Source organism: Providencia vermicola, from assembly GCF_020381325.1.
Taxonomy (GTDB): Bacteria; Pseudomonadota; Gammaproteobacteria; order Enterobacterales; family Enterobacteriaceae; genus Providencia; species Providencia vermicola.
In genome coordinates, this window is sequence record NZ_JAGSPI010000004.1 from 231,588 (window position 1) to 253,158 (window position 21,571).

General features: G+C 41.8%; 23 protein-coding genes and 1 other RNA gene. 5 read left to right on the forward strand and 19 right to left on the reverse strand.

The window, feature by feature from the left end:
• Positions 1-157: 157 nt before the first annotated feature.
• From gcvH to KDJ85_RS07730, 6 genes are all read right to left on the reverse strand, one after another.
• The gene (gene gcvH / locus KDJ85_RS07705) at positions 158-550 is read right to left on the reverse strand and encodes a glycine cleavage system protein GcvH (protein ID WP_047756761.1); all 393 of its coding nucleotides are present in this window, start codon (positions 548-550) and stop codon (positions 158-160) included.
• A 43-nt stretch (positions 551-593) separates the two neighbouring features.
• A complete protein-coding gene (gene gcvT, locus KDJ85_RS07710) occupies positions 594-1,688 on the reverse strand; it encodes a glycine cleavage system aminomethyltransferase GcvT (protein ID WP_225819153.1) in 1,095 nt (364 codons plus the stop codon).
• Between the two features lie 570 nt (positions 1,689-2,258).
• A complete protein-coding gene (gene ubiI, locus KDJ85_RS07715; RefSeq protein ID WP_225819154.1) occupies positions 2,259-3,488 on the reverse strand; it encodes an FAD-dependent 2-octaprenylphenol hydroxylase in 1,230 nt (409 codons plus the stop codon).
• 25 nt (positions 3,489-3,513) lie between these two features.
• The gene (ubiH, locus tag KDJ85_RS07720; RefSeq protein ID WP_225819155.1) at positions 3,514-4,692 is read right to left on the reverse strand and encodes a 2-octaprenyl-6-methoxyphenyl hydroxylase; all 1,179 of its coding nucleotides are present in this window, start codon (positions 4,690-4,692) and stop codon (positions 3,514-3,516) included.
• Between the two features lie 48 nt (positions 4,693-4,740).
• Positions 4,741-6,063, reverse strand: coding sequence for a Xaa-Pro aminopeptidase (gene pepP / locus KDJ85_RS07725; RefSeq protein ID WP_225819156.1), 1,323 nt, complete (start codon positions 6,061-6,063; stop codon positions 4,741-4,743).
• Positions 6,064-6,227: 164 nt separating this feature from the next.
• Positions 6,228-6,806: a YecA/YgfB family protein gene (locus KDJ85_RS07730; RefSeq protein WP_206082656.1), complete on the reverse strand. Its 579-nt coding sequence runs from the start codon at positions 6,804-6,806 to the stop codon at positions 6,228-6,230.
• Positions 6,807-6,944: 138 nt separating this feature from the next.
• Here KDJ85_RS07730 and zapA point away from each other — a divergent pair, with 138 nt between their 5' ends.
• The 3 genes from zapA (at position 6,945) to KDJ85_RS07745 (ending at position 8,289) form a co-directional block, all read left to right on the forward strand.
• Positions 6,945-7,274: a cell division protein ZapA gene (gene zapA / locus KDJ85_RS07735; RefSeq protein ID WP_047756767.1), complete on the forward strand. Its 330-nt coding sequence runs from the start codon at positions 6,945-6,947 to the stop codon at positions 7,272-7,274.
• Positions 7,275-7,385: 111 nt separating this feature from the next.
• Positions 7,386-7,567, forward strand: a non-coding RNA gene (ssrS, locus tag KDJ85_RS07740) — 6S RNA.
• A gap of 131 nt (positions 7,568-7,698) precedes the next feature.
• Complete coding sequence (locus tag KDJ85_RS07745; RefSeq protein ID WP_225819157.1) at positions 7,699-8,289, forward strand: 5-formyltetrahydrofolate cyclo-ligase; 591 nt, start codon at positions 7,699-7,701, stop codon at positions 8,287-8,289.
• Positions 8,290-8,335: 46 nt separating this feature from the next.
• Here the strand turns inward: KDJ85_RS07745 and serA are convergent, their stop codons facing one another.
• Entirely contained in the window at positions 8,336-9,586 is a 1,251-nt protein-coding gene (gene serA, locus KDJ85_RS07750) for a phosphoglycerate dehydrogenase (protein ID WP_206082658.1), read from the reverse strand.
• 482 nt (positions 9,587-10,068) lie between these two features.
• Positions 10,069-10,731, reverse strand: coding sequence for a ribose-5-phosphate isomerase RpiA (rpiA, locus tag KDJ85_RS07755; protein ID WP_206082659.1), 663 nt, complete (start codon positions 10,729-10,731; stop codon positions 10,069-10,071).
• Positions 10,732-10,924: 193 nt separating this feature from the next.
• Here rpiA and KDJ85_RS07760 point away from each other — a divergent pair, with 193 nt between their 5' ends.
• Complete coding sequence (locus KDJ85_RS07760; RefSeq protein ID WP_225819158.1) at positions 10,925-11,839, forward strand: LysR family transcriptional regulator ArgP; 915 nt, start codon at positions 10,925-10,927, stop codon at positions 11,837-11,839.
• Here the strand turns inward: KDJ85_RS07760 and KDJ85_RS07765 are convergent.
• The 4 genes from KDJ85_RS07765 to KDJ85_RS07780 form a co-directional block, all read right to left on the reverse strand.
• Positions 11,836-12,567, reverse strand: a complete 732-nt coding sequence (locus KDJ85_RS07765) for an oxidative stress defense protein (RefSeq protein ID WP_225819159.1) — start codon at positions 12,565-12,567, stop codon at positions 11,836-11,838. The two genes, KDJ85_RS07760 and KDJ85_RS07765, sit on opposite strands and share 4 nt — an antisense overlap.
• Positions 12,568-12,722: 155 nt before the next feature.
• Positions 12,723-13,355 carry an arginine exporter ArgO gene (gene argO / locus KDJ85_RS07770; RefSeq protein WP_225819160.1) on the reverse strand — a complete coding sequence of 211 codons (633 nt, stop codon included), beginning with the start codon at positions 13,353-13,355 and terminating at the stop codon, positions 12,723-12,725.
• A 179-nt stretch (positions 13,356-13,534) separates the two neighbouring features.
• Positions 13,535-14,401, reverse strand: a complete 867-nt coding sequence (gene mscS / locus KDJ85_RS07775; RefSeq protein ID WP_225819161.1) for a small-conductance mechanosensitive channel MscS — start codon at positions 14,399-14,401, stop codon at positions 13,535-13,537.
• Positions 14,402-14,543: 142 nt separating this feature from the next.
• Complete coding sequence (locus KDJ85_RS07780) at positions 14,544-14,909, reverse strand: YacL family protein (protein ID WP_225819162.1); 366 nt, start codon at positions 14,907-14,909, stop codon at positions 14,544-14,546.
• Between the two features lie 180 nt (positions 14,910-15,089).
• Between KDJ85_RS07780 and KDJ85_RS07785 the strand changes: the two genes are divergently transcribed.
• On the forward strand, positions 15,090-15,467 hold the full coding sequence (locus KDJ85_RS07785) for a VOC family protein (RefSeq protein ID WP_225819163.1): 378 nt from the start codon (positions 15,090-15,092) through the stop codon (positions 15,465-15,467).
• Between the two features lie 50 nt (positions 15,468-15,517).
• Here the strand turns inward: KDJ85_RS07785 and acnB are convergent, their stop codons facing one another.
• The 7 genes from acnB to KDJ85_RS07815 form a co-directional block, all read right to left on the reverse strand.
• The gene (acnB, locus tag KDJ85_RS07790; RefSeq protein WP_225819164.1) at positions 15,518-18,115 is read right to left on the reverse strand and encodes a bifunctional aconitate hydratase 2/2-methylisocitrate dehydratase; all 2,598 of its coding nucleotides are present in this window, start codon (positions 18,113-18,115) and stop codon (positions 15,518-15,520) included.
• Positions 18,116-18,556: 441 nt separating this feature from the next.
• A complete protein-coding gene (locus KDJ85_RS07795; protein ID WP_225819165.1) occupies positions 18,557-18,910 on the reverse strand; it encodes a VOC family protein in 354 nt (117 codons plus the stop codon).
• A gap of 149 nt (positions 18,911-19,059) precedes the next feature.
• Complete coding sequence (locus KDJ85_RS07800; protein ID WP_225819166.1) at positions 19,060-19,344, reverse strand: hypothetical protein; 285 nt, start codon at positions 19,342-19,344, stop codon at positions 19,060-19,062.
• A gap of 274 nt (positions 19,345-19,618) precedes the next feature.
• The gene (locus tag KDJ85_RS07805; protein WP_225819167.1) at positions 19,619-19,855 is read right to left on the reverse strand and encodes a hypothetical protein; all 237 of its coding nucleotides are present in this window, start codon (positions 19,853-19,855) and stop codon (positions 19,619-19,621) included.
• A complete protein-coding gene (locus KDJ85_RS07810) occupies positions 19,852-20,943 on the reverse strand; it encodes a Contact-dependent inhibition of growth factor CdiA (protein WP_225819168.1) in 1,092 nt (363 codons plus the stop codon). The genes KDJ85_RS07805 and KDJ85_RS07810 overlap by 4 nt, the downstream gene beginning before the upstream one ends.
• A 2-nt stretch (positions 20,944-20,945) precedes the next feature.
• A complete protein-coding gene (locus KDJ85_RS19225) occupies positions 20,946-21,077 on the reverse strand; it encodes a hypothetical protein (RefSeq protein WP_263974615.1) in 132 nt (43 codons plus the stop codon).
• Positions 21,078-21,101: 24 nt separating this feature from the next.
• Positions 21,102-21,467 carry a DUF596 domain-containing protein gene (locus tag KDJ85_RS07815; RefSeq protein WP_225819169.1) on the reverse strand — a complete coding sequence of 122 codons (366 nt, stop codon included), beginning with the start codon at positions 21,465-21,467 and terminating at the stop codon, positions 21,102-21,104.
• Between the last annotated feature and the right edge of the window lie 104 nt (positions 21,468-21,571).

Consider the following 21,571-nt stretch of genomic DNA (forward strand, 5'->3'; position numbering starts at 1 on the left):
GGTAAACTCAACACACCTAACACCTCAATAAATCCTCTAAATAGTTCATCTTGTGGCTAGGCGGCAAACGAGACAATCTTGGGGAGCATACACCAGTATGTGACCCGAGTTGTCGAGTGCAGCCAACACCGCCACAAGAAGAAATATGACGAGGATTTTATTCTTCGGCTTCAATCATAGAGGTATACCCCGCCGCATCAATCAAATCCGCCAGCTCTGCAGTATCTGATGCTTTAATACGGAAAATCCAACCTTCTTGATACGGCTGTTCGTTTACCAGCTCCGGAGAATCGCTCAGTTCGCTGTTTACTGCCACTATTTCGCCGCTTAGTGGTGCGTAAATATCGGATGCCGCTTTAACGGACTCGACCACGGCAACATCATCACCTGCACTGACGACATTTCCCACCTCAGGTAAATCAACAAACACCATGTCCCCTAACGTTTCTTGTGCATGTTCAGTGATACCAACGGTATATTCACCATTGCCTTCATCACGTAGCCACTCATGTTCACGGGTATACATTAACTCTTTAGGTGTATTGCTCATCATTAGCCTCTCATTTTAAATTTATTGATTGGGTTAGCCCAAATTACACTAAGCGGTTACCTTCACGGACAAAGCCCGGTTTAACCACTTCAACTGGCATTTCTCGCTGTCGAATCTCAACAATCGCTTTGTCTTGAATTCCGTTCGGGACACGTGCCAACGCAATACTAAAACCTAAAGTGGGCGAGAAAGAACCACTGGTAATGACTCCTTCTTTCAATTCACCCAGATCATCTGTAAAGCGAACCACTTGCCCTGCACGCAGTATACCCTTATCACGCATCACAATACCGACAAGTTTTTCTGTTCCTTGCTCACGTAACTTTTCGAGGGCTTCTCGACCGATAAACTGGCGATCTTCAGGTTTCCACGCAATGGTCCAACCCATATTGGCTGCAAGGGGAGAAATGCTTTCATCCATATCTTGGCCGTATAGGTTCATCCCTGCTTCTAAACGCAATGTATCACGAGCACCTAAGCCTGCGGGATGAACGCCTGCTTTCAATAATTTATGCCAAAAATCAACAACCTGCTCTTTTGGCATTGCAATTTCATAGCCTTTTTCGCCAGTATAACCCGTTGTTGCAATAAACAAATCGCCAGTTTGAACGCCATAGAATGGCTTCATCCCCTCAATGGCCTGATTTTGCTCTGGGCTCAATAATGAATGAACTTTTTCTAGCGCTTTAGGGCCTTGAACGGCAAGAAGGGCTAAATCATCACGCACTTGGATATCGACGGCATAGCCTGCGGCGTGTTGCTCAATCCATGCAAGGTCTTTTTCCCGAGTTGCCGAGTTAACCACAAGACGATAAAAATCATCAGTAAAGTAATACACAATCAAGTCATCAATCACGCCACCTGATGCATTCAACATACCGGTATACAGTGCTTTGCCTTGCTCAGTCAGTTTATTGATATCATTTGCTAAGAGGTAACGCAGGAAGTCACGGCAGCCATCACCCTGCAAATCGACAATAGTCATATGGGAAACATCAAACATCCCTGCATCCGTTCGAACAACATTATGTTCATTAATTTGCGAACCATAATGCAATGGCATCATCCAACCATGAAAATCCACCATCTTTGCACCACAAGCAATATGCTCGTCATACAGTGTTGTCTGCTTTACCATGAATACCCTCTTTGTTCGATTAAGATATTTTGGAATGTTTACGGGTTAAAAATACCAATTGGTCATTATTAAATGGGCATTTTTAACCTAACGCAAACGATAACTGCTGTTAAAAAACTACCACTGTTTGCTTTCTGACTCTATAAAAAAAAATAGGGCGATATCTCCTTCTGTATTACTGATTACCCCCTACTTTTACCAGTGATTTTTGTTAAATAATTGAGAATGATCACTCAAAAACAGCCCAACACTGCTTATTTAGCTCAAAATATCGCCAGCCAACTCTAAAAACACACTAATGATTTAATTAATCAAAACCCCATTAAATTAGAAAAACTAATGCGAAAAATTGATGTGATTAGTTTTTTTCAGTTATTGCTAGAAATAATAACAGAGCAAAACTAACTCAAAAATGATCATTAATAGCGACAAAGGATAAAAAGATGAATGACTCAATTATTTTAATTGGCAATTGATGTTATGAAAAATAGGTCACTGATAGTGGGACGTTGGAAGGTTTTAATCATGAGAGAAGGCATAATGTGTAATTATGCCTTCTGAGAAAGAAATTTATACTACGTCATCAACTTGCAGCTGTTCCAGCCACTTAGGCATATCAAACAGCCCCATCGCGTGGTTCAATAATTGAGGTTTTACACCCGGTAGGCTATCTGCCAATACTAAACCGATATCGCGCAAAAGTTTTTTCGCTGGGTTATTGCCATCGAACAACTCACGGAAACCTTGCATTCCCGCTAACATCAATGCAGCGCTGTGTTTACGGCTACGCTCATAGTCGCGCAAATAAAAATACTGGCCAAAGTCCTTACCTTCACGGTGTAAACGCTTAATTTCACCGATTAACATCGCCACATCCATGAAACCAAGGTTAACCCCTTGCCCAGCCAATGGGTGGATGGTATGGGCAGCATCGCCCAATAAGGCTAATCGCTGCGCCGCAAACTGCCGTGCATAACGCCCTGTGAGCGGAATGGTCATACGGTCACTTTCTACTTGGCAGAGGCCAAGCTGAACATCGAATGCAACAGCAAGTTCTTTATCAAAATCGGCTTTATCCAGCGCTTGGCGCCTTGCCGCTTCGGCTGCGGGTTGAGACCAAACAATAGAGCAAAGATGCGGGTCAGCTAACGGTAAAAAGGCTAAAATACCTTCTCCATCAAAAGATTGACGCGCAACACCCTCGTGCGGTTTTTCTGTACGAATGGTTGCCACCAGCGCAGTATGTTCGTAATCCCAAAAAGTCAGAGGAATATCGGCATGGCTGCGTAACCACGAATTCGCGCCATCAGCACCCACAATCAGCCTTGCAGTCAACATGTTTTCATCATCTAACGTGATAAACACATCGTTCTCACCCCATACGACTTTTTTAATGGTTGTAGGTGCCAATAATGTCACATCACGCAGTTCAGAGGCCTTTTGCCACAACGCATCGCGTACCACATTATTTTCGACAATATGGCCTAAATGGGTCAGGTTGCGCTCTTGCGCTGAAAATGTGATACGCCCAAAACTATTGTTGTCCCACACTTCCATACCGTTATAGGCAGCAGCTCTCATGCTTTTAATCGCTGGCCAAACACCCAAATGGGTTAACAGTTTTTCACTTGCCGCATTAATCGCAGATACTCGTAATGCATAAGGCTCCGACGCAGAAAATGTCTTTTTCGGTGGATGATTTTCCACCACAGCAACGCGCAGGCCGCTCCCTTCAAGGCCACATGCAAGGGCAAGCCCCACCATGCCACCACCAGCGATAACCACATCAAACGATTGCATACTTTTTTTCCTCTTTATATCGTGGTTATTGGTGAACAACCCAGCCCAATGTTTGACGAGCTAAAACATCGCGGACAGGCGGCAACATCTCCATTGCCATTAAACCTAAATTTCTTCCCACAATTAATGGGATACAGCGATTTGCAAATACGCGAACCAAACCATCAGTCATTGCCACAGTTTTTTCACGGTCAATTGCACGAGCCTGTTGATACTGACTTAAGAGTGAATAGCTGCCAATATCTAGCTGATTTTTATGAGCCTTAACCACAATTTGTGCCAATTGCATCACATCACGAATACCAAGGTTAAACCCTTGCCCCGCAATAGGGTGTAATGTTTGAGCGGCATTACCGACTAAAACGACACGGTGACTCACTGGGTTCAGTGCTTTGCGAAGTGCCAGCGGGTAGCAATGGCGTTTGCCCGCCATTTCTATTTTCCCTAGGCGCCAACCAAATGCGGTCTGCAATTTGTTAATAAAGGTTTCATCATCCCATGCATTAATCGCCTCTGCGTGTTCTTGATGATGACACCAAACTAGCGAACTGCGCCCCTCTGACATAGGTAATAATGCCAGCGGCCCAAACTCAGTAAAACGTTCAAAAGCTTGGCCTTTCGGATCAATGGCCGTTTTCACATTAGCAATAATGGCGACTTGGCCATAATTATCCTGCTGCCACTGCATATTGCAGGCTTGACCAACTAAAGAACGACTACCATCTGCTGCAATCAATAGCGCACCACTCACCGTTTTCCCCGTATCTAATGTCACGGTGACAGAATCTTGTTCGCGGTGAATACTGTCAACTTTTGCTGGGCAATATAACGTGACACCAGGCGCCTTTCGTAATAGTGAAAAAAGACGAGCACCCGCTTCGTGTAACTCAATCACATTGCCAAGAGCAGGAATATGATAGTCTTTTGCGTTGATATTCACAAAACCTGCGTGCCCACGGTCAGAAACATGAACGTGAGTAATCGGCGTTACGCAGTCGGCAAATGCTGGCCATACCCCTATTTTCGCCAAATACTGGCATGTACCATGGGCTAATGCGATAGCACGCGCGTCGAATCCGGGGTGTTTACCTTCTGGTAAAGAGGCCTCGATTAATGAAACCGATAATTTTCCTTGGCTAAGTGAAGAAATTGCTAGGGCTAATGTCGCCCCAGCCATACCTCCACCCACGATGATCACATTCATGGGTTGTTTATTACCTTTTTATGATTAACCTTTTACCGTTAATAACCTCTACCCTAAACGCTGCTTTGCAGCCGCCATTAGGGCTTCTATTTCATCAGGGTCTTTGACCACTAAGTCCGTTAAGTTCTCATTCCCGTTTTCAGTGATCACAATATCATCTTCAATACGAATACCAATTCCACGGTATTGTGGTGGCACATCAGCATCTGGCGCAATATACAAGCCAGGTTCAACCGTCAGCACCATCCCCACTTCTAATTGACGATCACGGTCTGTACCATAGAAACCAACATCATGTACATCTAACCCTAACCAGTGACTTAAACCATGCATAAAGAAGGCTTGATATGCTTTGTTTTCGATCAATTGATCGACGTCACCCTGTAAAATTCCGAGTGCAACTAACCCTTCAGTCTTAATCCGCACAATTTCACGTGTCACTTCATGGATACTGGTGCCCGGGCGATACAGCGTTAATGCTGTATCCAACGCTTTAAGAACAATGTCATAAATTTCACGTTGTGCTTGACTAAACTTACCGTTCACAGGGAAAGTACGGGTAATGTCCCCTGCATAGCCGTCAAACTCGGCGCCTGCGTCAATCAACACTAACTCGCCATCTTTCATTTGGCATTCATTTTCGGTGTAATGCAAAATGCAGGCATTTTCGCCGCTACCCACAATCGAGTTATACGATGGGAAACGTGCTCCATGACGAGTGAACTCGTGTTCTAACTCGCCACAAAGTTGATATTCATACATATTTGGTCGGCAAGTTTCCATCGCACGGATATGTGCCAAGGCGGAAATACGCCCTGCCTCACGCATGGTATTCAGTTCAGCTTCAGATTTAAACAAGCGCATTTCATGGACGATTGGACGCCAATCGATCACCGCTTGCGGTGCACGTAGATTACGGCGGCTGCCTTTACGCAAGGTTTCCAGTGCATCAAACACCAGCTTATCTGCGTAAGCAAATTCACCCTGTGCATGGTAAACCACATCCAATCCATTCAGTAATTGGTAAAGTTGCTCTTCAATTTCATCGAAAGGTAATGCTTTATCGATAGCCAATTTTTGAGGGGCGGCTTCTTGCCCAAGGCGACGACCAAACCAAATTTCAGCCGTTAAATCACGAACACGGTTAAAAAGAACAGTATGGCTATGTTTGTCGTCACTTTTAATCAGTACTAATACCGCTTCTGGCTCACTAAACCCTGTCAAATAAAGAAAATCACTGTGTTGACGATACGGGTATTCACAATCGGCATTACGTTGCGCGGGCGGCGCAGAAAAGATCACAGCTGCACTTCCCGCGTCCATTTTTGCCAATAATGCATTGCGACGAGCAACAAATTCCTGTTTATTCATACCGTTTTTGCCTTATTATCTGAATTATTAGGTTGCTAACATATTGTTAGTGCCAATATGTGCGACGATAATGACTTAACACTGATTAAAATCGACCCAAAGCCGCTTCGTTCTATCTTTCGATAAAACAAAGTGGCGTGTTTTTAGTCACCAACAAGTCGGGATTAGTGAAGGATCGGCTTGTTATTCTCAACAACAGTTGGGCCTTTTTTCGGCTCAACTAACGCGATATAACACAACTGCACAGCCACTCTCACGTATTCAACCACTTCTTCTAGTGCCTGTTCGAGTTCTTCTTGGTCTTCATCTTCATCGTAACCAAGCATCCCGATATTACGCAGGTCAGTAATGACTTCGCTGATTTCTTTTTTATCAGCCAATTTCGGTTGCGCAACACCCACGCCTAATAGAAAGTGGTTAACCCAGCCCGCTAAAGCGTCTGCGTGGTCAAATATTGAGGCCTCTTCGTCAGGAAATAGCATCGTAAATGCAAATTCACTGTCATCTAGCGCTTCAAATGTGGTATCGAACAGCTCACGCAGAGGTTGAGCGACAGTTTGCGGGAATGCAAGACCATCGTTAGCAAGGTCATGGACAAGTGTTTGCCAGCCATGGTCACGGCTTCCGCCACAGATTAAGCCCGTTATTAAACCATGGATTTCCGCCGCAGTAAGTGCTATTGAGTGCTGTTGCAGCAGTTTGTCCAGTGATTCATAGTTTGGTAAAGATTTTTGTATAGACATCTGAATTCGTCATGTTAGCTTATGATTCGTGATATGCTACCATCAAGGGTAGTCGCTAACCAGTATGCTTTTGTCTTATCTATTAATTGCGCCAAATATGATGTATTTATGGCGAGTATTATTCAGTATGGAGGTTTCATGTCCGCACAACCTGTCGACATTCAGATTTTTGGGCGTTCAATGCGCGTTAATTGCCCATCAGAACAAAAAGAGGCCCTTCTTGAGTCGGCTAAAGAATTAGAACAACGCTTGCAAAATCTGAAAGATAAAAGCGGTGTTACCAATATGGAACAACTTATTTTTATCGTAGCATTGAACGTCTGTCACGAATTAGCACAAGAAAAGACAAAAACGCGTGATTATGCTTATAATATGGAAGAGAAGATAAAAATGTTGCAACATACGATTGAACAAGCCTTGCACGATCAGGTGAAAATCACTGAGAGGCAGGTATTGCCCTTAGAGTAAATCTGCTTATTAATCAGACACTAGTAGAAAAAAATATACAAAATTAGGGTTGCATTTTAAATCTAGTTTCGTACAATGAAATCACTGAGTAACGATAAGTTCTCAAACCAAATTTCTCTGAGATGCGCGTGAGTGGGCGAGTCCCCTGAGCCGATATTTCAACTAAAAAGAATGCGGTTATTGCGCTGGTGAGCATGCCTGATTCGTTCAGGAAGCCTAAAGGTTGCTAAACTGCGTTCACCTTGAACCAAGGGTTCAAGGGTTACAGCCTACAACGGCATCTTGGAGACCCTCAATTTTCCTGTCGTACTTTCAATTGCTTAATCCCTCAAGCACAATTTATTAACCTGCACTATTTCTGACCTTGCGATATACTATTTTAAATATTGCTATTTCCTATCGCCGTTCATAGTAGGTTATTGATATGCAAGACACACTTTCTACCCAGCGCCAAAAAATTCGCCAAACCATTCGTCAAGCTCGCCGCCAGTTAACCCTTGAGCAACAAAAAATTGCGGCTGAACATGCTAAGCTCAATGCGTTGCAGCACCCTAAAATTGCATTGGCAAAAAATATCGCCCTGTTTTTATCATTTGATGGCGAAATTAATACCCAGCCGCTTATCGATGCCTTATGGCAACAAAATAAACAAGTTTACTTACCCGTTTTACACCCTTTTAGTGCTCACCATTTGCTATTTCTTCACTATCGCCCAGATTCACAGCTAGTGAAAAACCGCTTTAATATTGCCGAGCCACCATTAGATGTGCGTGATGTTTTACCGCCTGAGCAACTTGATGTGATGTTAATTCCGTTAGTGGCCTTTGATAGCCAAGGGCAACGCTTAGGAATGGGTGGCGGTTTTTACGATAGAACGTTAGCGAATTGGCAGAAAAGTGGTTTTTATCCCATCGGTCTGGCCCATGATTGCCAACACGTTGAACAGTTGCCTGTTGCTCATTGGGATATTCCATTACCTGAAATTATTACCCCGAAAAAAATATGGCGCTGGTAATCAATACCTGCGCCATCGCATTAGAAATAAAACGGGTTATCCGAAATTAGAATAACAGACGTGCACGAATAGTGCCTGGCAAGTCTTTCAGTTTTTGTAACGCTTCATCTGTTTGATTTGGTGTTTGCATCAATACGTCGATAACGACGTAGCCAACATTACCAGATGTCCGCAAATACTGACCCACCACGTTAATGTTACTTTCAGTAAACACTTGGTTGATGCTATTCAAGATACCAGGGCGGTTTTCATGGATATGCAAGAAACGGTTAGTATCTTCAGTATGCACTGGCAGAGAAACTTCTGGGAAGTTAACCGCAGAGAGCGTTGAACCGTTATCTGAGTATTTCGCCAGCTTACTTGCGACTTCTAACCCAATATTTTCTTGCGCTTCTTCTGTAGAGCCCCCGATGTGAGGGGTTAAGATCACATTATCAAATTTAATCAGCTCTGAAATAAACGGGTCATTCGGGTCATTATTTGCCGCAGGCTCACTTGGGAATACGTCAACCGCTGCACCTGATAAATGCTTACTTTCCAGCGCAGCTGCCAACGCAGGAATATCCACCACAGTACCACGTGACGCATTAATAAAGATTGAACCTGGTTTCATGCGGTCAAACTGTTCTTTAGCAAACATGTTTTTCGTGCTAGCTGTTTCTGGGACATGGAGGCTGACGACATCACTCATATTGAGTAACTCAGTCAAAGAACGCACTTGTGTTGCATTTCCTAAAGGCAGCTTGTTTTCAATATCATAGAAGAAAACATTCATACCAATACCTTCAGCTAAGATCCCCAGCTGGGTACCGATATGGCCGTATCCAACGATACCAAGACGTTTACCACGTGCTTCAAAACAGCCTTTCGCTTGCTTTTCCCAAATGCCACGGTGTGCTTGCATATTCGCTTCAGGAATACGACGTAACAGCAGTAATAGTTGACCTAATACCATCTCAGCAACGGAACGGGTATTTGAGAATGGTGCATTAAAGACAGGGATACCGCGTTTTGCCGCAGCATCCAAATCCACTTGGTTGGTTCCGATACAGAAACAACCCACCGCCACTAATTTTTCAGCAGCGGCGAAAATCTCTTCAGATAAATGAGTGCGGGAACGGATACCGACAAAGCGCGCATCTTTGATCGCTTCTTTTAATTCTTCATCAGATAATGCGCTTTTATGGTATTCAATATTGGTATAACCCGCCGCTTTTAGGTTATCAACAGCGCTCTGGTGAACACCTTCTAGCAGTAAAAATTTTATTTTGTCTTTATGCAAAGATACCTTGACCATTTCCCTACCCTATCGTGAACGTTTTAAATTTGTGACAGATGAATTTGCTTGTTTAACTCATGGTTTTGCTCAACATAATTCAAGGCATATCCATACCAGCACATTCATCTACCTTGAAATCTGAAAAGAGTATACCAACATAGCAAAATTCCGCGCAGTATCAATACAACCGTTTGCTTAAGGGGTGCTAAAAAGCGCGAGAAAAAAGAAGTTAAATGGTAGAAAATCAGGAGCAGTAACACAAAATAAGGATTTTTCCTGCACAATGCATATTAGTGTGAGATATATCACCAAAATCGCGGAATAATAAAAATAATGAAATAAATTTCAAATTAATGATATTTATAAAACTGGTCAATTATTTTCCTATCTACCCACTAACTAAATACGTTAATTCCTTTTTTACCTTATAAAAAAGCCAGCAACTAAACAGTTTGCTGGCCTATAAATTAGGTCAATTAATTCACCAAAATAATTAGCGATTATAATTTGATCGTTTTAACACCTTCATCTGTTGTTCCCATCAGGACAACATCAGCACCACGATTAGCAAATAAACCAACAGTGACTACGCCCGCAATACCATTAATGGTATTTTCTAACGCAACAGGATCAACAATGCTTAAATTATGAACATCTAAGATTACATTGCCGTTATCAGTAATCACATTTTGACGGTATTCTGGTGTACCGCCCAGTTTAACCAATTCACGCGCCACATAACTACGTGCCATTGGAATAACTTCAACAGGCAGAGGGAATTTACCTAATACATCAACCAATTTTGATTGGTCAACAATACACACAAAGGTTTTCGCGATCGCAGAAACGATTTTTTCACGTGTTAACGCAGCACCACCGCCCTTGATCATGTTCATATGGTGATCGACTTCATCAGCACCATCAACGTAAACATCTAATGAATCCACTTCATTACAATCAAAAACAGGAATACCTAATGATTTAAGTTTTTGAGTAGAGGCTTCAGAGCTAGAAACAGCGCCTTCAATTTGCCCTTTCATTGTCGCCAAAGCATCAATAAAGTGCGATGCAGTCGACCCTGTACCTACACCGACAATTGTGCCTGGTTTGACGTATTCCAATGCTGCCCAACCTACCGCTTTTTTTAATTCATCCTGCGTCATGCTCATGCCTTTTGCTATTTAATTGAGACGTAATTGTGAATGAGTATATACCGAACCGAAAATAAGTTGCAGTGTTGTTCGCTGCATTTGTGCGTTACTTCTTGCGATTTGTCGGAAGCTCGCAATAATTGCAGGTGTTATCAATAAAAATATGGCATAGTGCTTAGCAGAATAACAACAAGGAGACTTTTTGATGAAGCGCCCTGACTACCGCGCATTACAAGCACTGGATGCTGTTATCCGTGAACGCGGCTTTGAGCGTGCAGCTCAAAAGCTTTGCATCACGCAATCTGCTGTTTCACAAAGAATAAAACAGTTAGAGAACCTGTTCGGGCAACCTTTACTTGTGCGAACCGTTCCGCCACATCCGACTGAACAAGGGCAAAAGCTGTTAGCACTGCTTCATCAAGTTGAATTATTGGAAGAACAGTGGCTTGGAGATGAAAATACAGGGTCAACGCCTCTACTACTTTCCCTTGCAGTTAACGCCGACAGTTTAGCAACGTGGTTTCTCCCTGCGCTCAACCCAGTTCTAGGCAATAGCCCTATTCGATTGAATATCCAAGTGGAAGATGAAACTCGTACCCAAGAACGTTTAAGACGTGGGGAAGTGGTTGGCGCAATCAGTATTCAGCCACAAGCGTTACCCGGCTGTTTAGTGGATAAACTGGGTGCTTTGGACTATATCTTTGTTGCTTCACCTGATTTCGCTGCTAAATATTTTCCAGATGGCGTCACTCGCTCATCATTATTAAAAGCCCCCGCAGTCGCATTTGACCACTTGGATGATATGCACCAAGCTTTTGTTCAGCAAAACTTTGGACTATCGCCGGGCAGCGTTCCTTGCCATATAGTTAATTCGTCAGAAGCCTTTGTGCAATTAGCTAAGCAGGGGTCTACCTGTTGTATGATCCCACATTTACAGATTGCTGATGAATTGAAAAATGGTGAGTTAGTCGACTTAACACCTGGGTTGTGCCAACGACGAATGCTGTACTGGCACCGTTTTGCACCCGAAAGCCGTACAATGAAGAGAGTGACTGACGCCCTCTTAAAAACTGGGCGTCAGATGCTAAAACAAGAAGACGAAAATGAGGCTGAAAGTTAACGTTTCAGTTCAAACACAACATCAACTTGGTCATTAAAATCAATACTTTGCTGTTCATAGGTCTCATCAATATTGAGATCTTGAGCAGCAGCTTTCATTTTACCACCATAAGCTCTTGCCGCTATTGGATAAGGCACTGCCGCAGGTGCATTGTAACTAATGCTATACACTGGGCCCAACTGTGCATTAAACCCTTTTGCAACTTCAGCCGCTTGCTCTGTCGCATTTTTGATCGCTTGCGCACGAGCGGCATCACGGTATTGCTCTGGTTTTAACACACCAAATTGCACGGAGTTAATATCATTTAAACCTGCCGCTAACGCACCGTCTAATAAGGTGTTCAGTTGGTCAAGTTTAGTGACTTTCACTTCAACTGAACGAATAGCGGTATAGCCTTCAATCGTCGATTTTTGCTTCACGCTGCTGTAATCATATTTTGGCTGCGTACGCACATTGGCGGCGTTAATGTCTTGTTTTTCGATTCCGTTTTTCTTTAAGAATTCGAAATACTCGGCAACACGCTTGTCTACCGCAGCTTTTGCAGCCGCAGCATCTTTTGCTGTCACTTCCACAACGATGTTCAATGTCGCCATATCGGGGGTTGCTTTCACAACAGAATTACCCGATGTGGTAATGTGCGGGCCATTTGGTAGCGCATCGGCCAGAGACAGGGTAGGAACCGCTGCACCTGCCACCATGGCAGCGAGAACTAAAGATTTTAATTTCACAGAACCTCCCAATACAATAATTTATCGCTAAAAAAGGGATAGTTAACCGTAAACTATCCCGAGTACAAATTAACAGTAACACATCATAAAAAAAGTGCAGATCAGAATAATGAGAAATTTACAGTATTTATCATTCTGTTGAGGTTATGTTGTTATTAGTGTATCACTCCTAACCCTTTAAGCCCTTGTATTGCCAGCTGAAATGCAATAAACCACATCACACTTCCCACAAAGACATTAATAATTCGCTGTGACACAGGCTTATTCAATACAGGCGAGAACCAAGCAGCCAAAATCGCTAATGCAAAAAACCACACAAACGATGCTGTCAGCGCACCTGCCGTAAACCAAGGCCGTAATTGGCTTTCTAATTGCCCTCCCACGCTACCAAGCACCACGAATGTGTCCAAGTAGACATGCGGATTTAGCCATGTGACGGCAAATAGCGTAACTATCACTTTCCAGCGAGTAATCACTTTATTTTCAGCTTGTAATACAACATCATCTGGGCTGAGTGCAGTACGGAACGCACCATAGCCATACCACACCAGAAAAATAACCCCAGCCCATGTAATTAACTGCATCAATATTTCGGATTGGCTCAATAGCGCGCTGCCACCAAATACCCCACCAATAATTAGCACAGTATCACTTAAAGCGCATAGAAATGCACTCATCATATGAAACTGTTTACGACTGCCTTGTTGTAAAACAAAGGCATTTTGTGGCCCTAGCGGTAAAATCATCGCTGCACCAAGAAGTGCACCCTGGATATAAGTTGTAAACATGCAAAAAATCCTAATAATTATTCAGTCCGTATACGCAAATAGTAGCGAGAAAAAATTATTAGTGGAAATGATTAACTCTAATAGGTCATAAGCTAGACTTATGTAACTAAAGGGGGAATACAGAGACAAAAATAGCGCCATAAATAGCGCTATTTTATTGAATTTAACTAAAAATTCTTTTATTGAATTTTGTGGGTTTCAGAACCTTGTTTATGTACATGCACATCCATTTGTGGGAATGGAATACCAATATTGTGCTTATCTAATGCACGTTTAAATTCCTCTAACAGATCCCAATAGACAGGCCACGCATCACCATTTGTTGTCCAAAAACGAACTAAATAATTTAATGACGATGGAGCCATATCATGCAAACGAATAGTCACGCCTTTACCATGTTGAATACGGCCATCAGCAGCAACAATATCACCTAATACTTTTTTCACCACATCAATATCAGAATCATAAGCCACACCAATAATAATATCTTGACGACGGTTAGGCTCTCGAGTTGTATTGATAATGTTATCTGCGATTATCTTACCGTTCGGAATAACAATAATTCGGTCATCGGCTGTTTTCAGTGTAGTGGAAAAAATTTGGACATTTTGCACTGTCCCTTCCACAGCACCAATAGACACATATTCTCCCGCTTTCAGTGGCCTAAATACCACCAGTAATACGCCCGCAGCAAAGTTACCCAGTGAATTTTGTAATGCTAAACCAACCGCTAAACCAGCCGCACCCATCACTGCAATAACAGAAGCCGTTTGAACGCCAATCTTGCCTAAAACAGCAATTAAGGTAAATGCAACAATGGTATAACGCACAATCGCTGATAAAAAGTCACTAACCGTGCTATCAATACCTTTTAGAGTCATCACACGGTGTAAACCACGGCCAACCCATTTTGCAATCATCATACCGACAATGAGGATGACAATGGCAGAAACAATATTCACCACATACTGGACTAACAGATCTTGGTTTGCGACAAACCAACTCGTTGCATCATTCAACGCACCTGTAACATCATCAGTATTCATATGTGTGTTCCTTTCGCTTTTGTTATCAAAAAATAAATTTCCGCTAGCTTATCTTAACTGAAGCGTTAAACCGCTAGTTTCACACTGCAAATAATAATGGCAATTTGTTAAAATACAAAACTTATCACTAAAAAAAATGCTTTTATCGATTTTCGATAACAAAAATACGATAATCCTTTAACATTAAGAGGAAGTCATCAATACCACAAAAAGCAACACTTTCATTATCATAGTAGCTCATTCCCTCTTCAAGCCCCTCAGTTTCAAACGATAACTGATTAGCTTTAATCATCACTTCTTCATCATCAAGTAGCAGCGTATACTCATGGCCAATCAGCTCCCACTGATTTTCGCTGCCTTTTAATTTTTCATAATTTTCTTCGATAGTATCGAGCAGACTAAGGTCATTTTTAACCTCTTCATTTAGCCAATATCCAATTGCCTCATGATCCATCGAGAATTTTGCGGAAATAGCGCCGGTGATGTCTTGGAAAAATTGGTAGTCCATATGCAATACCTCTACTCTTGCGTCATTATGGCTCAGTATAACGCGAGACAATTAGGTTTGTTGAGAGGTATTAACGCCTATTGCGCGATATTTAAAGAAAGGCATAAATTTCAACGCCGCCCCGATAAAATTCGCTTAAAATTAATGCAAATGATATGAATGCAATGAATAGGAGTAGCAATGATCAATCGTTTAGACCATATCGTCCTGACGACAACACAATTAGACGCCTGCCTTGATTTTTACCAGCGCGTTTTAAAAATGCAGGTAATAACCTTTGGTGAACAACGCTATGCACTACAATTTGGCCAGCAAAAAATTAATATTCATCAGTATGGTAAAGAATTTGAGCCTAAAGCTCACTTACCTGTTCCAGGTGCGTTAGATTTGTGTTTTATCAGCGATATTCCTCTTGCTGACGTTCAGGCGCATATCCAGCAACAAGGCGTAGAAATTATTGAGGGGCCCGTTAAACGAACCGGGGCAATGGGCCCCATTCTGTCTATCTATTTACGTGATGTGGATTTAAATCTGATTGAAATTTCGGAATATCTTTAAACAACAAAAAAGGCCTCTAGTAGAGGCCTCATCGTTAACAAAATAACAGATTACACTGCGGTTTGGAAAATCACACCGTCAGCTTTTTCCGTATATTGTGATAACTGGTCAAAGTTCAGATAGCGGTAGGTATCTGCCGCAGTTTCATCCACTTTGTCCATATATTGCAGATATTCTGCAGGCGTTGGTAAACGACCTAACAATGACGCAACAGCGGCCAACTCAGCGGATGCAAGATACACATTCGCCCCTGTGCCTAAACGGTTCGGGAAGTTACGTGTTGAAGTCGAAACGACGGTAGCGCCATCTGCCACACGTGCTTGGTTACCCATACACAGTGAACAGCCTGGGACTTCAATACGTGCCCCACTCTTACCAAATACGCTGTAATAACCTTCTTCCGTTAATTGTGCGGCGTCCATCTTCGTTGGTGGAGCAACCCATAAACGCGTTGGTAACTGGCCTTTGTGAGAGTCTAATAACTTACCTGCAGCACGGAAGTGACCGATGTTAGTCATACAAGAACCGATAAACACTTCATCGATTTTCTCGTTTTGCACATCAGACAACAAACGCGCATCATCTGGGTCGTTTGGCGCACACAGGATTGGCTCTTTGATATCGTTTAAGTCGATTTCAATCACGGCTGCGTATTCTGCGTCTGCATCACCTTCAAGCAGTTGCGGGTCCGCTAACCAACTTTCCATGCCTTTAATACGACGTTCGATAGTACGACGGTCGCCGTAGCCTTCTGCGATCATCCATTTTAACAGGACGATGTTAGATTGCAGGTATTCAGTAATTGGCGCTTTATCCAGTTTGATCGTACAACCTGCGGCTGAACGCTCAGCGGATGCATCCGCTAATTCAAACGCTTGTTCAACTTTCAGTTCTGGCAGACCTTCGATTTCTAAAATACGACCAGAGAAAATATTTTTCTTCCCTTTTTTCTCAACCGTCAGAAGGCCATCTTTAATCGCATATAATGGGATAGCATGTACAAGGTCACGTAACGTGATACCCGGCTGCATTTCACCTTTAAAGCGCACCAATACAGATTCTGGCATATCCAGTGGCATAACACCAGTTGCCGCAGCAAACGCCACCAGACCAGAACCCGCAGGGAACGAAATACCGATTGGGAAACGTGTATGGGAGTCACCACCCGTACCGACGGTATCGGGTAACAACATACGGTTTAACCATGAGTGGATAATACCATCACCTGGACGCAGAGAAACACCACCACGGTTCATGATAAAATCAGGTAATGTGTGGTGAGTTGTTACGTCAACAGGTTTTGGATACGCCGCAGTGTGGCAGAATGACTGCATCACTAAATCTGCAGAGAAGCCTAAACACGCTAAGTCTTTTAACTCATCGCGAGTCATTGGGCCCGTCGTATCTTGCGAGCCTACTGAGGTCATTTTTGGCTCACAGTATTCACCAGGGCGAATACCTGGGCGACCACAAGCACGACCCACCATTTTCTGTGCTAATGAGAAACCACGATTGCTTTGTGCAACAGATTTCACATGACGGAAGATGTCAGTTGCTTCTAATCCTAATGACTCACGTGCTTTGCTGGTTAAGCCACGACCGATAATCAGTGGAATACGTCCACCCGCACGCACTTCGTCAATCAGCACGTCAGTTTTTAATTCGAACGTTTCGAGTAATTCATTGGTTTCGTGGTTGCGAACTTCACCTTTAAATGGATAGATATCAATGACATCACCCATATTCAATTTAGATACATCCACTTCAATTGGCAGCGCACCCGCATCTTCCATTGTATTAAAGAAGATAGGTGCAATTTTACCACCTAATACCACACCGCCACCGCGTTTGTTCGGTACGAATGGAATATCATCGCCCATAAACCACAATACGGAGTTAGTTGCAGATTTACGTGAAGAGCCCGTCCCCACAACGTCACCAACGTAAGCCAGTGGGAAGCCTTTTTTGCTCAGTGCTTCGATTTGTTTGATTGGTCCAACGTTACCTGCATCATCTGGTTCAATACCTTCACGAGCATTTTTCAGCATCGCTAACGCGTGCAGAGGGATATCTGGACGTGACCATGCATCTGGTGCAGGTGATAAATCATCGGTGTTGGTTTCGCCTGTTACTTTAAACACTGTGACAGTCATTTTTTCGGCTAACGCAGGGCGTTGTTTAAACCACTCGGCATCTGCCCATGATTCAATAACTTGTTTCGCGTGTGTATTCCCAGCTTTCGCTTTTTCTTCCACATCGTAGAAGTTATCGAACATTAATAAGGTGTGGGAAAGGGCTTTTGCCGCGATAGGGGCTAATTTAGCATCATCCAGCGCTTCAATCAGTGCATGGATATTATATCCACCCTGCATAGTACCAAGCAGTTCAATCGCTTTTTCAGGGGAGATCAGAGGGGAGGAAGTTTCGCCTTTTGCGATAGCGGCTAAAAATCCAGCTTTTACGTACGCTGCTTCGTCAACACCAGGGGGGACGCGGTTGGTCAGCAGGTCTAACAAGAAATCTTCTTCACCTTTGGGTGGGTTTTTCAGTAACTCTACCAGTGCAGCTACTTGTGACGCATCTAATGGCTTAGGGACAATCCCTTGAGCGGCACGCTCGGCTACGTGCTTACGGTATTCTTCTAGCACGACGTTCTCCTCGCTTCTTTGTTATTTATATACCCGGCTGTCTGCACCTTATTGACAAAATTATCATCCGGTGCCAGGTCAGAGGAATTTGCTCGCATAATCTCAATGGCGGTAAAATTATGTCCAGCTTCGGGCTCTCAGCATAGCAGAATTTAAACGTAATGTTAATTCATTCACAAGAAAGTAACATTTATCTACTAACTTCATGCCTTAACACTTAATTACGGGTTATTTTTTAGCTTAAGAGACTATAAATCATCATAAAAAGCTGAAAAAACCATACTTTTTATAATGCATTTTGCTGAGTAAAGCACCCTCTTTTGTGGCTTTTTCCCTCAGGTATCACAAATTATATTTATTATCGCAATTTTATTTACATTACTAATTGATAAGGTAAATCATTGCGATTGGTTTTTATAAACTTAAAGGATTTAATTGATTTTATTGACCTTTTATTCCAAGCAAGTTTCCGAAGGGATCAACAAACTGACACATTTGCTTGTTACCATCGATTAACATCGGTCCACGATACAATTTAGCCCCTAGCTGAGTGAAATGCTCAAACGCCAAATCAAAACTATCGGCTTGCCAATACAACACAGTCCCTTTTTTACCTTCACTCACTTTTTCATCTGCTTGCACGACTTCAATCATAAAGTCCCCCACATGCAATAAGGTAAAGTCAAACTCAGGTAAATATTCAGCAATGGCTTGAGGAAATGCCTGTTGATACCAAGCCAGCCCTACTTGAACATCAGGCACGTGAATTAAAATTGCAGTTGGTTTTAGTTGCATGATGGTTTAGTTATTAACTAGATGATAAACGGTGGCCTGTATCATAAGAAGTTATCAAATCAGATCAAGTACGCTGTTAGCTTGATAAGTGTGAATGATTTAGCTACATCATGAATGCGTTAATGATGGCGTACCTAATTAACATAAGGTTAATTAAAGGATTTTTCTGCTATGTACCTCAAAATAGCAGATATACTCTTCAAGTTATCTCTCACTAAAATATCTTTCTCTTTTGCCTGACATAATGTTTTATAATCATCTTCTAGTTGGCCAACATCAAGCTGAATTGGTTCTTTATAGATATCATAAATAGATTCAGAAGGCACATTCCAATAAAAATCCGATTCTAAGTTAATCGTATTAATGTTTTGACTTTTCATTTCATGAAAAATTGTCATGATACATTCTTCAAGTAATTCAAGTTCTATTTTCATGTATTAACCTTTATTATTTCACTAATATTTCTTATTAAGATTCAACGACTTTAATTTTTCTACCAACCAGCCATCCAATATCTTCACTTTGTGAAATGATTGAGGTATTTCCTCAATACTCGCTTGAAGCCGTTGTGCAACTAAACATGTAATAGGCAGAGTCTGTACTCAATGCGCCAAGCTGGACTGTTGATTATCCAGCTGGCTGAGGAGTGAGTAAGGCGACTAAGAAGATCCCAGTAAAATGGGATCTTTTACTTGCTAGGCTAGAGACTCACTGTTTCTTCAATGTATCTCTAGCTTCAATTAATATTGCAATTAGATCATCTAAAGGCATTTTAGCTATAAAGTTGCGAGATAGATCTGAACCAAATAGTTCAGCCTCTAAATTATCAACACCTTTATCTTGATTAATTTCTACAACCTTATCCCAGTTTAATTGAACCTCTAACGTTAGATTCTCATATTCCATTGGACTTGAAAAAAATAATTCTAATTTATTATCTTTCATTTTTTTACCTTAGTTGGATCTAACACCGTATAAAATGAACCATCCGCATTATATCTGATACCTTTTCCGCTAGGTAAACGATATTCGAATGCACCGCCACTTAAATCTTTTCGGACTACTTTAGGGTCTTTAAGAATTTCTCGAATAAAATTCTCAGCAGCAGCATTTTTTTGCGCTGGATTACCTTTTAATGGTTCAAATACTCCATCAGGTCTAGCGGCATGCTTATCCCATGCACGAGCTGCCGTAGAAAGTCCTTGTTTATTTATTGGTTTATTTGCTGAGGAAATGAGATCTTCTTCAGAGAAGTTTTTAAATTTACTCTCATTCTGTTGTTGCTGTTGATTATATTTATGCTCTTCATCATCTGGCTCAAATCCATTAGGTGTGCCAGTAGCACTACCACCACTAGAGATTCCAAGCGCCTCTTTCTCTTCTGCGGTTAGCTCTTTTCCAACATTTGGATTTTTTGCTGCTTTATCTAAATCATTTGAGCAGCTCATGCCAAAAGAACAATCAAACGTTTCAGCTAATCCATCGCGAATATTGCCTACTGTATTTTCGATACCTTTCGCAAGGCCATTATTTCCCGCTTGTGTTACTTGCGAGTTTGAACCTGCACGATAAGATAATGTAGGAACACTTGGCGTGGGGATAACCAATACACTACTTCGAGCTATTCTCAGTTTATTTAATTCATTTATATTAGACTGAATTTCATTCAGTGTATTTTGATGCCGCGCTTTAAAAGCCAATAAATGATTTCTTGCTTCTATTTCGGCGCGCTGATTAACTGCCTTATAAAATGGCTCTACATTAAAAAAATCAACTCGGGGTATACCCGGTATTTTACCTGAAAAATTATTAGATAAAATTCTATCTCTATCTTGCTTCGTATTTAATTTTAATGTTGCAGTGATATTTAATTCTGATGAATAGAACTTCCATTGATAAGTACAAGGGTATTTCTCTGGGTTATTCAAAAACTTCCACTCATAAGATTTTTCAATATTACTCAGTTCCTCCCTTAATATAACAATTTTATCTTCGATAATTACTAGATACAACCCGTTAAATTGCAGTCTCAAAGCTAATCTTTAACGACTTTAATTTCTTTATCAACTATCCGCCCAAAGCTTTCACTTTGTGAAATTACTGTGATGGTTTTCTGTATTAATTCATCAATACTAACTTGAAGCTGTTCAGGAATTAAGCATTCCATAGATAGAATCTTCCCTCTATAGTTCTAAGTCCATTCTAATGCCCCATCGTTAAGTATCCAAACAGCCCCGCCAGGGCATCCTTCATCAAAAAACCAAAACTGATCAATTAATTGCTCTTCTGTTTCTGGAAATGCAGTGTAGAAGCACTGTAATTGTTCATCTATTGAACCACTTAAAAATTTACCGTTCTTAGCTAATTTTAACTTTCCATCACGTAATAACTTGTCTAAAAACCAAAAGAATATTTGCTTCCTTTCCTGAAAGGAAAAATTATCATACGTGGCATAGAGTGAAGGAAGCATATCTGGCGTGATATACGCCCATAACCCATCAAGGGCTTGGGTTTCAGCGAATTCAATAATAGTTTTATATTCAATATTTGATATCATCTTATTTGTTACTTAAACTTGATCTCTGCATTTTTTCCAAGGCCGTTCTCTACTTGGCGTAAAGTTGGATTATTTCTTATTTATTTCAAACTACCTTAGGATCT

What these genes read in the sequence shown, in the direction of transcription:
- KDJ85_RS07805 (WP_225819167.1), bottom strand. Translation starts at nt 19,855, where the DNA reads ATGAAAGATAATAAATTAGAATTATTTTTTTCAAGTCCAATGGAATAT.
- gcvH (WP_047756761.1), bottom strand. Translation starts at nt 550, where the DNA reads ATGAGCAATACACCTAAAGAGTTAATGTATACCCGTGAACATGAGTGG.
- zapA (WP_047756767.1), top strand. Translation starts at nt 6,945, where the DNA reads ATGTCCGCACAACCTGTCGACATTCAGATTTTTGGGCGTTCAATGCGC.
- ubiH (WP_225819155.1), bottom strand. Translation starts at nt 4,692, where the DNA reads ATGAATGTGATCATCGTGGGTGGAGGTATGGCTGGGGCGACATTAGCC.
- argO (WP_225819160.1), bottom strand. Translation starts at nt 13,355, where the DNA reads ATGTTTACAACTTATATCCAGGGTGCACTTCTTGGTGCAGCGATGATT.
- KDJ85_RS07780 (WP_225819162.1), bottom strand. Translation starts at nt 14,909, where the DNA reads ATGGACTACCAATTTTTCCAAGACATCACCGGCGCTATTTCCGCAAAA.
- KDJ85_RS07785 (WP_225819163.1), top strand. Translation starts at nt 15,090, where the DNA reads ATGATCAATCGTTTAGACCATATCGTCCTGACGACAACACAATTAGAC.
- KDJ85_RS19225 (WP_263974615.1), bottom strand. Translation starts at nt 21,077, where the DNA reads ATGGAATGCTTAATTCCTGAACAGCTTCAAGTTAGTATTGATGAATTA.
- pepP (WP_225819156.1), bottom strand. Translation starts at nt 6,063, where the DNA reads ATGAATAAACAGGAATTTGTTGCTCGTCGCAATGCATTATTGGCAAAA.
- mscS (WP_225819161.1), bottom strand. Translation starts at nt 14,401, where the DNA reads ATGAATACTGATGATGTTACAGGTGCGTTGAATGATGCAACGAGTTGG.
- ubiI (WP_225819154.1), bottom strand. Translation starts at nt 3,488, where the DNA reads ATGCAATCGTTTGATGTGGTTATCGCTGGTGGTGGCATGGTGGGGCTT.
- KDJ85_RS07730 (WP_206082656.1), bottom strand. Translation starts at nt 6,806, where the DNA reads ATGTCTATACAAAAATCTTTACCAAACTATGAATCACTGGACAAACTG.
- KDJ85_RS07760 (WP_225819158.1), top strand. Translation starts at nt 10,925, where the DNA reads ATGAAGCGCCCTGACTACCGCGCATTACAAGCACTGGATGCTGTTATC.
- KDJ85_RS07795 (WP_225819165.1), bottom strand. Translation starts at nt 18,910, where the DNA reads ATGCAACTAAAACCAACTGCAATTTTAATTCACGTGCCTGATGTTCAA.
- rpiA (WP_206082659.1), bottom strand. Translation starts at nt 10,731, where the DNA reads ATGACGCAGGATGAATTAAAAAAAGCGGTAGGTTGGGCAGCATTGGAA.
- KDJ85_RS07815 (WP_225819169.1), bottom strand. Translation starts at nt 21,467, where the DNA reads ATGATATCAAATATTGAATATAAAACTATTATTGAATTCGCTGAAACC.
- KDJ85_RS07745 (WP_225819157.1), top strand. Translation starts at nt 7,699, where the DNA reads ATGCAAGACACACTTTCTACCCAGCGCCAAAAAATTCGCCAAACCATT.
- gcvT (WP_225819153.1), bottom strand. Translation starts at nt 1,688, where the DNA reads ATGGTAAAGCAGACAACACTGTATGACGAGCATATTGCTTGTGGTGCA.
- serA (WP_206082658.1), bottom strand. Translation starts at nt 9,586, where the DNA reads ATGGTCAAGGTATCTTTGCATAAAGACAAAATAAAATTTTTACTGCTA.
- KDJ85_RS07800 (WP_225819166.1), bottom strand. Translation starts at nt 19,344, where the DNA reads ATGAAAATAGAACTTGAATTACTTGAAGAATGTATCATGACAATTTTT.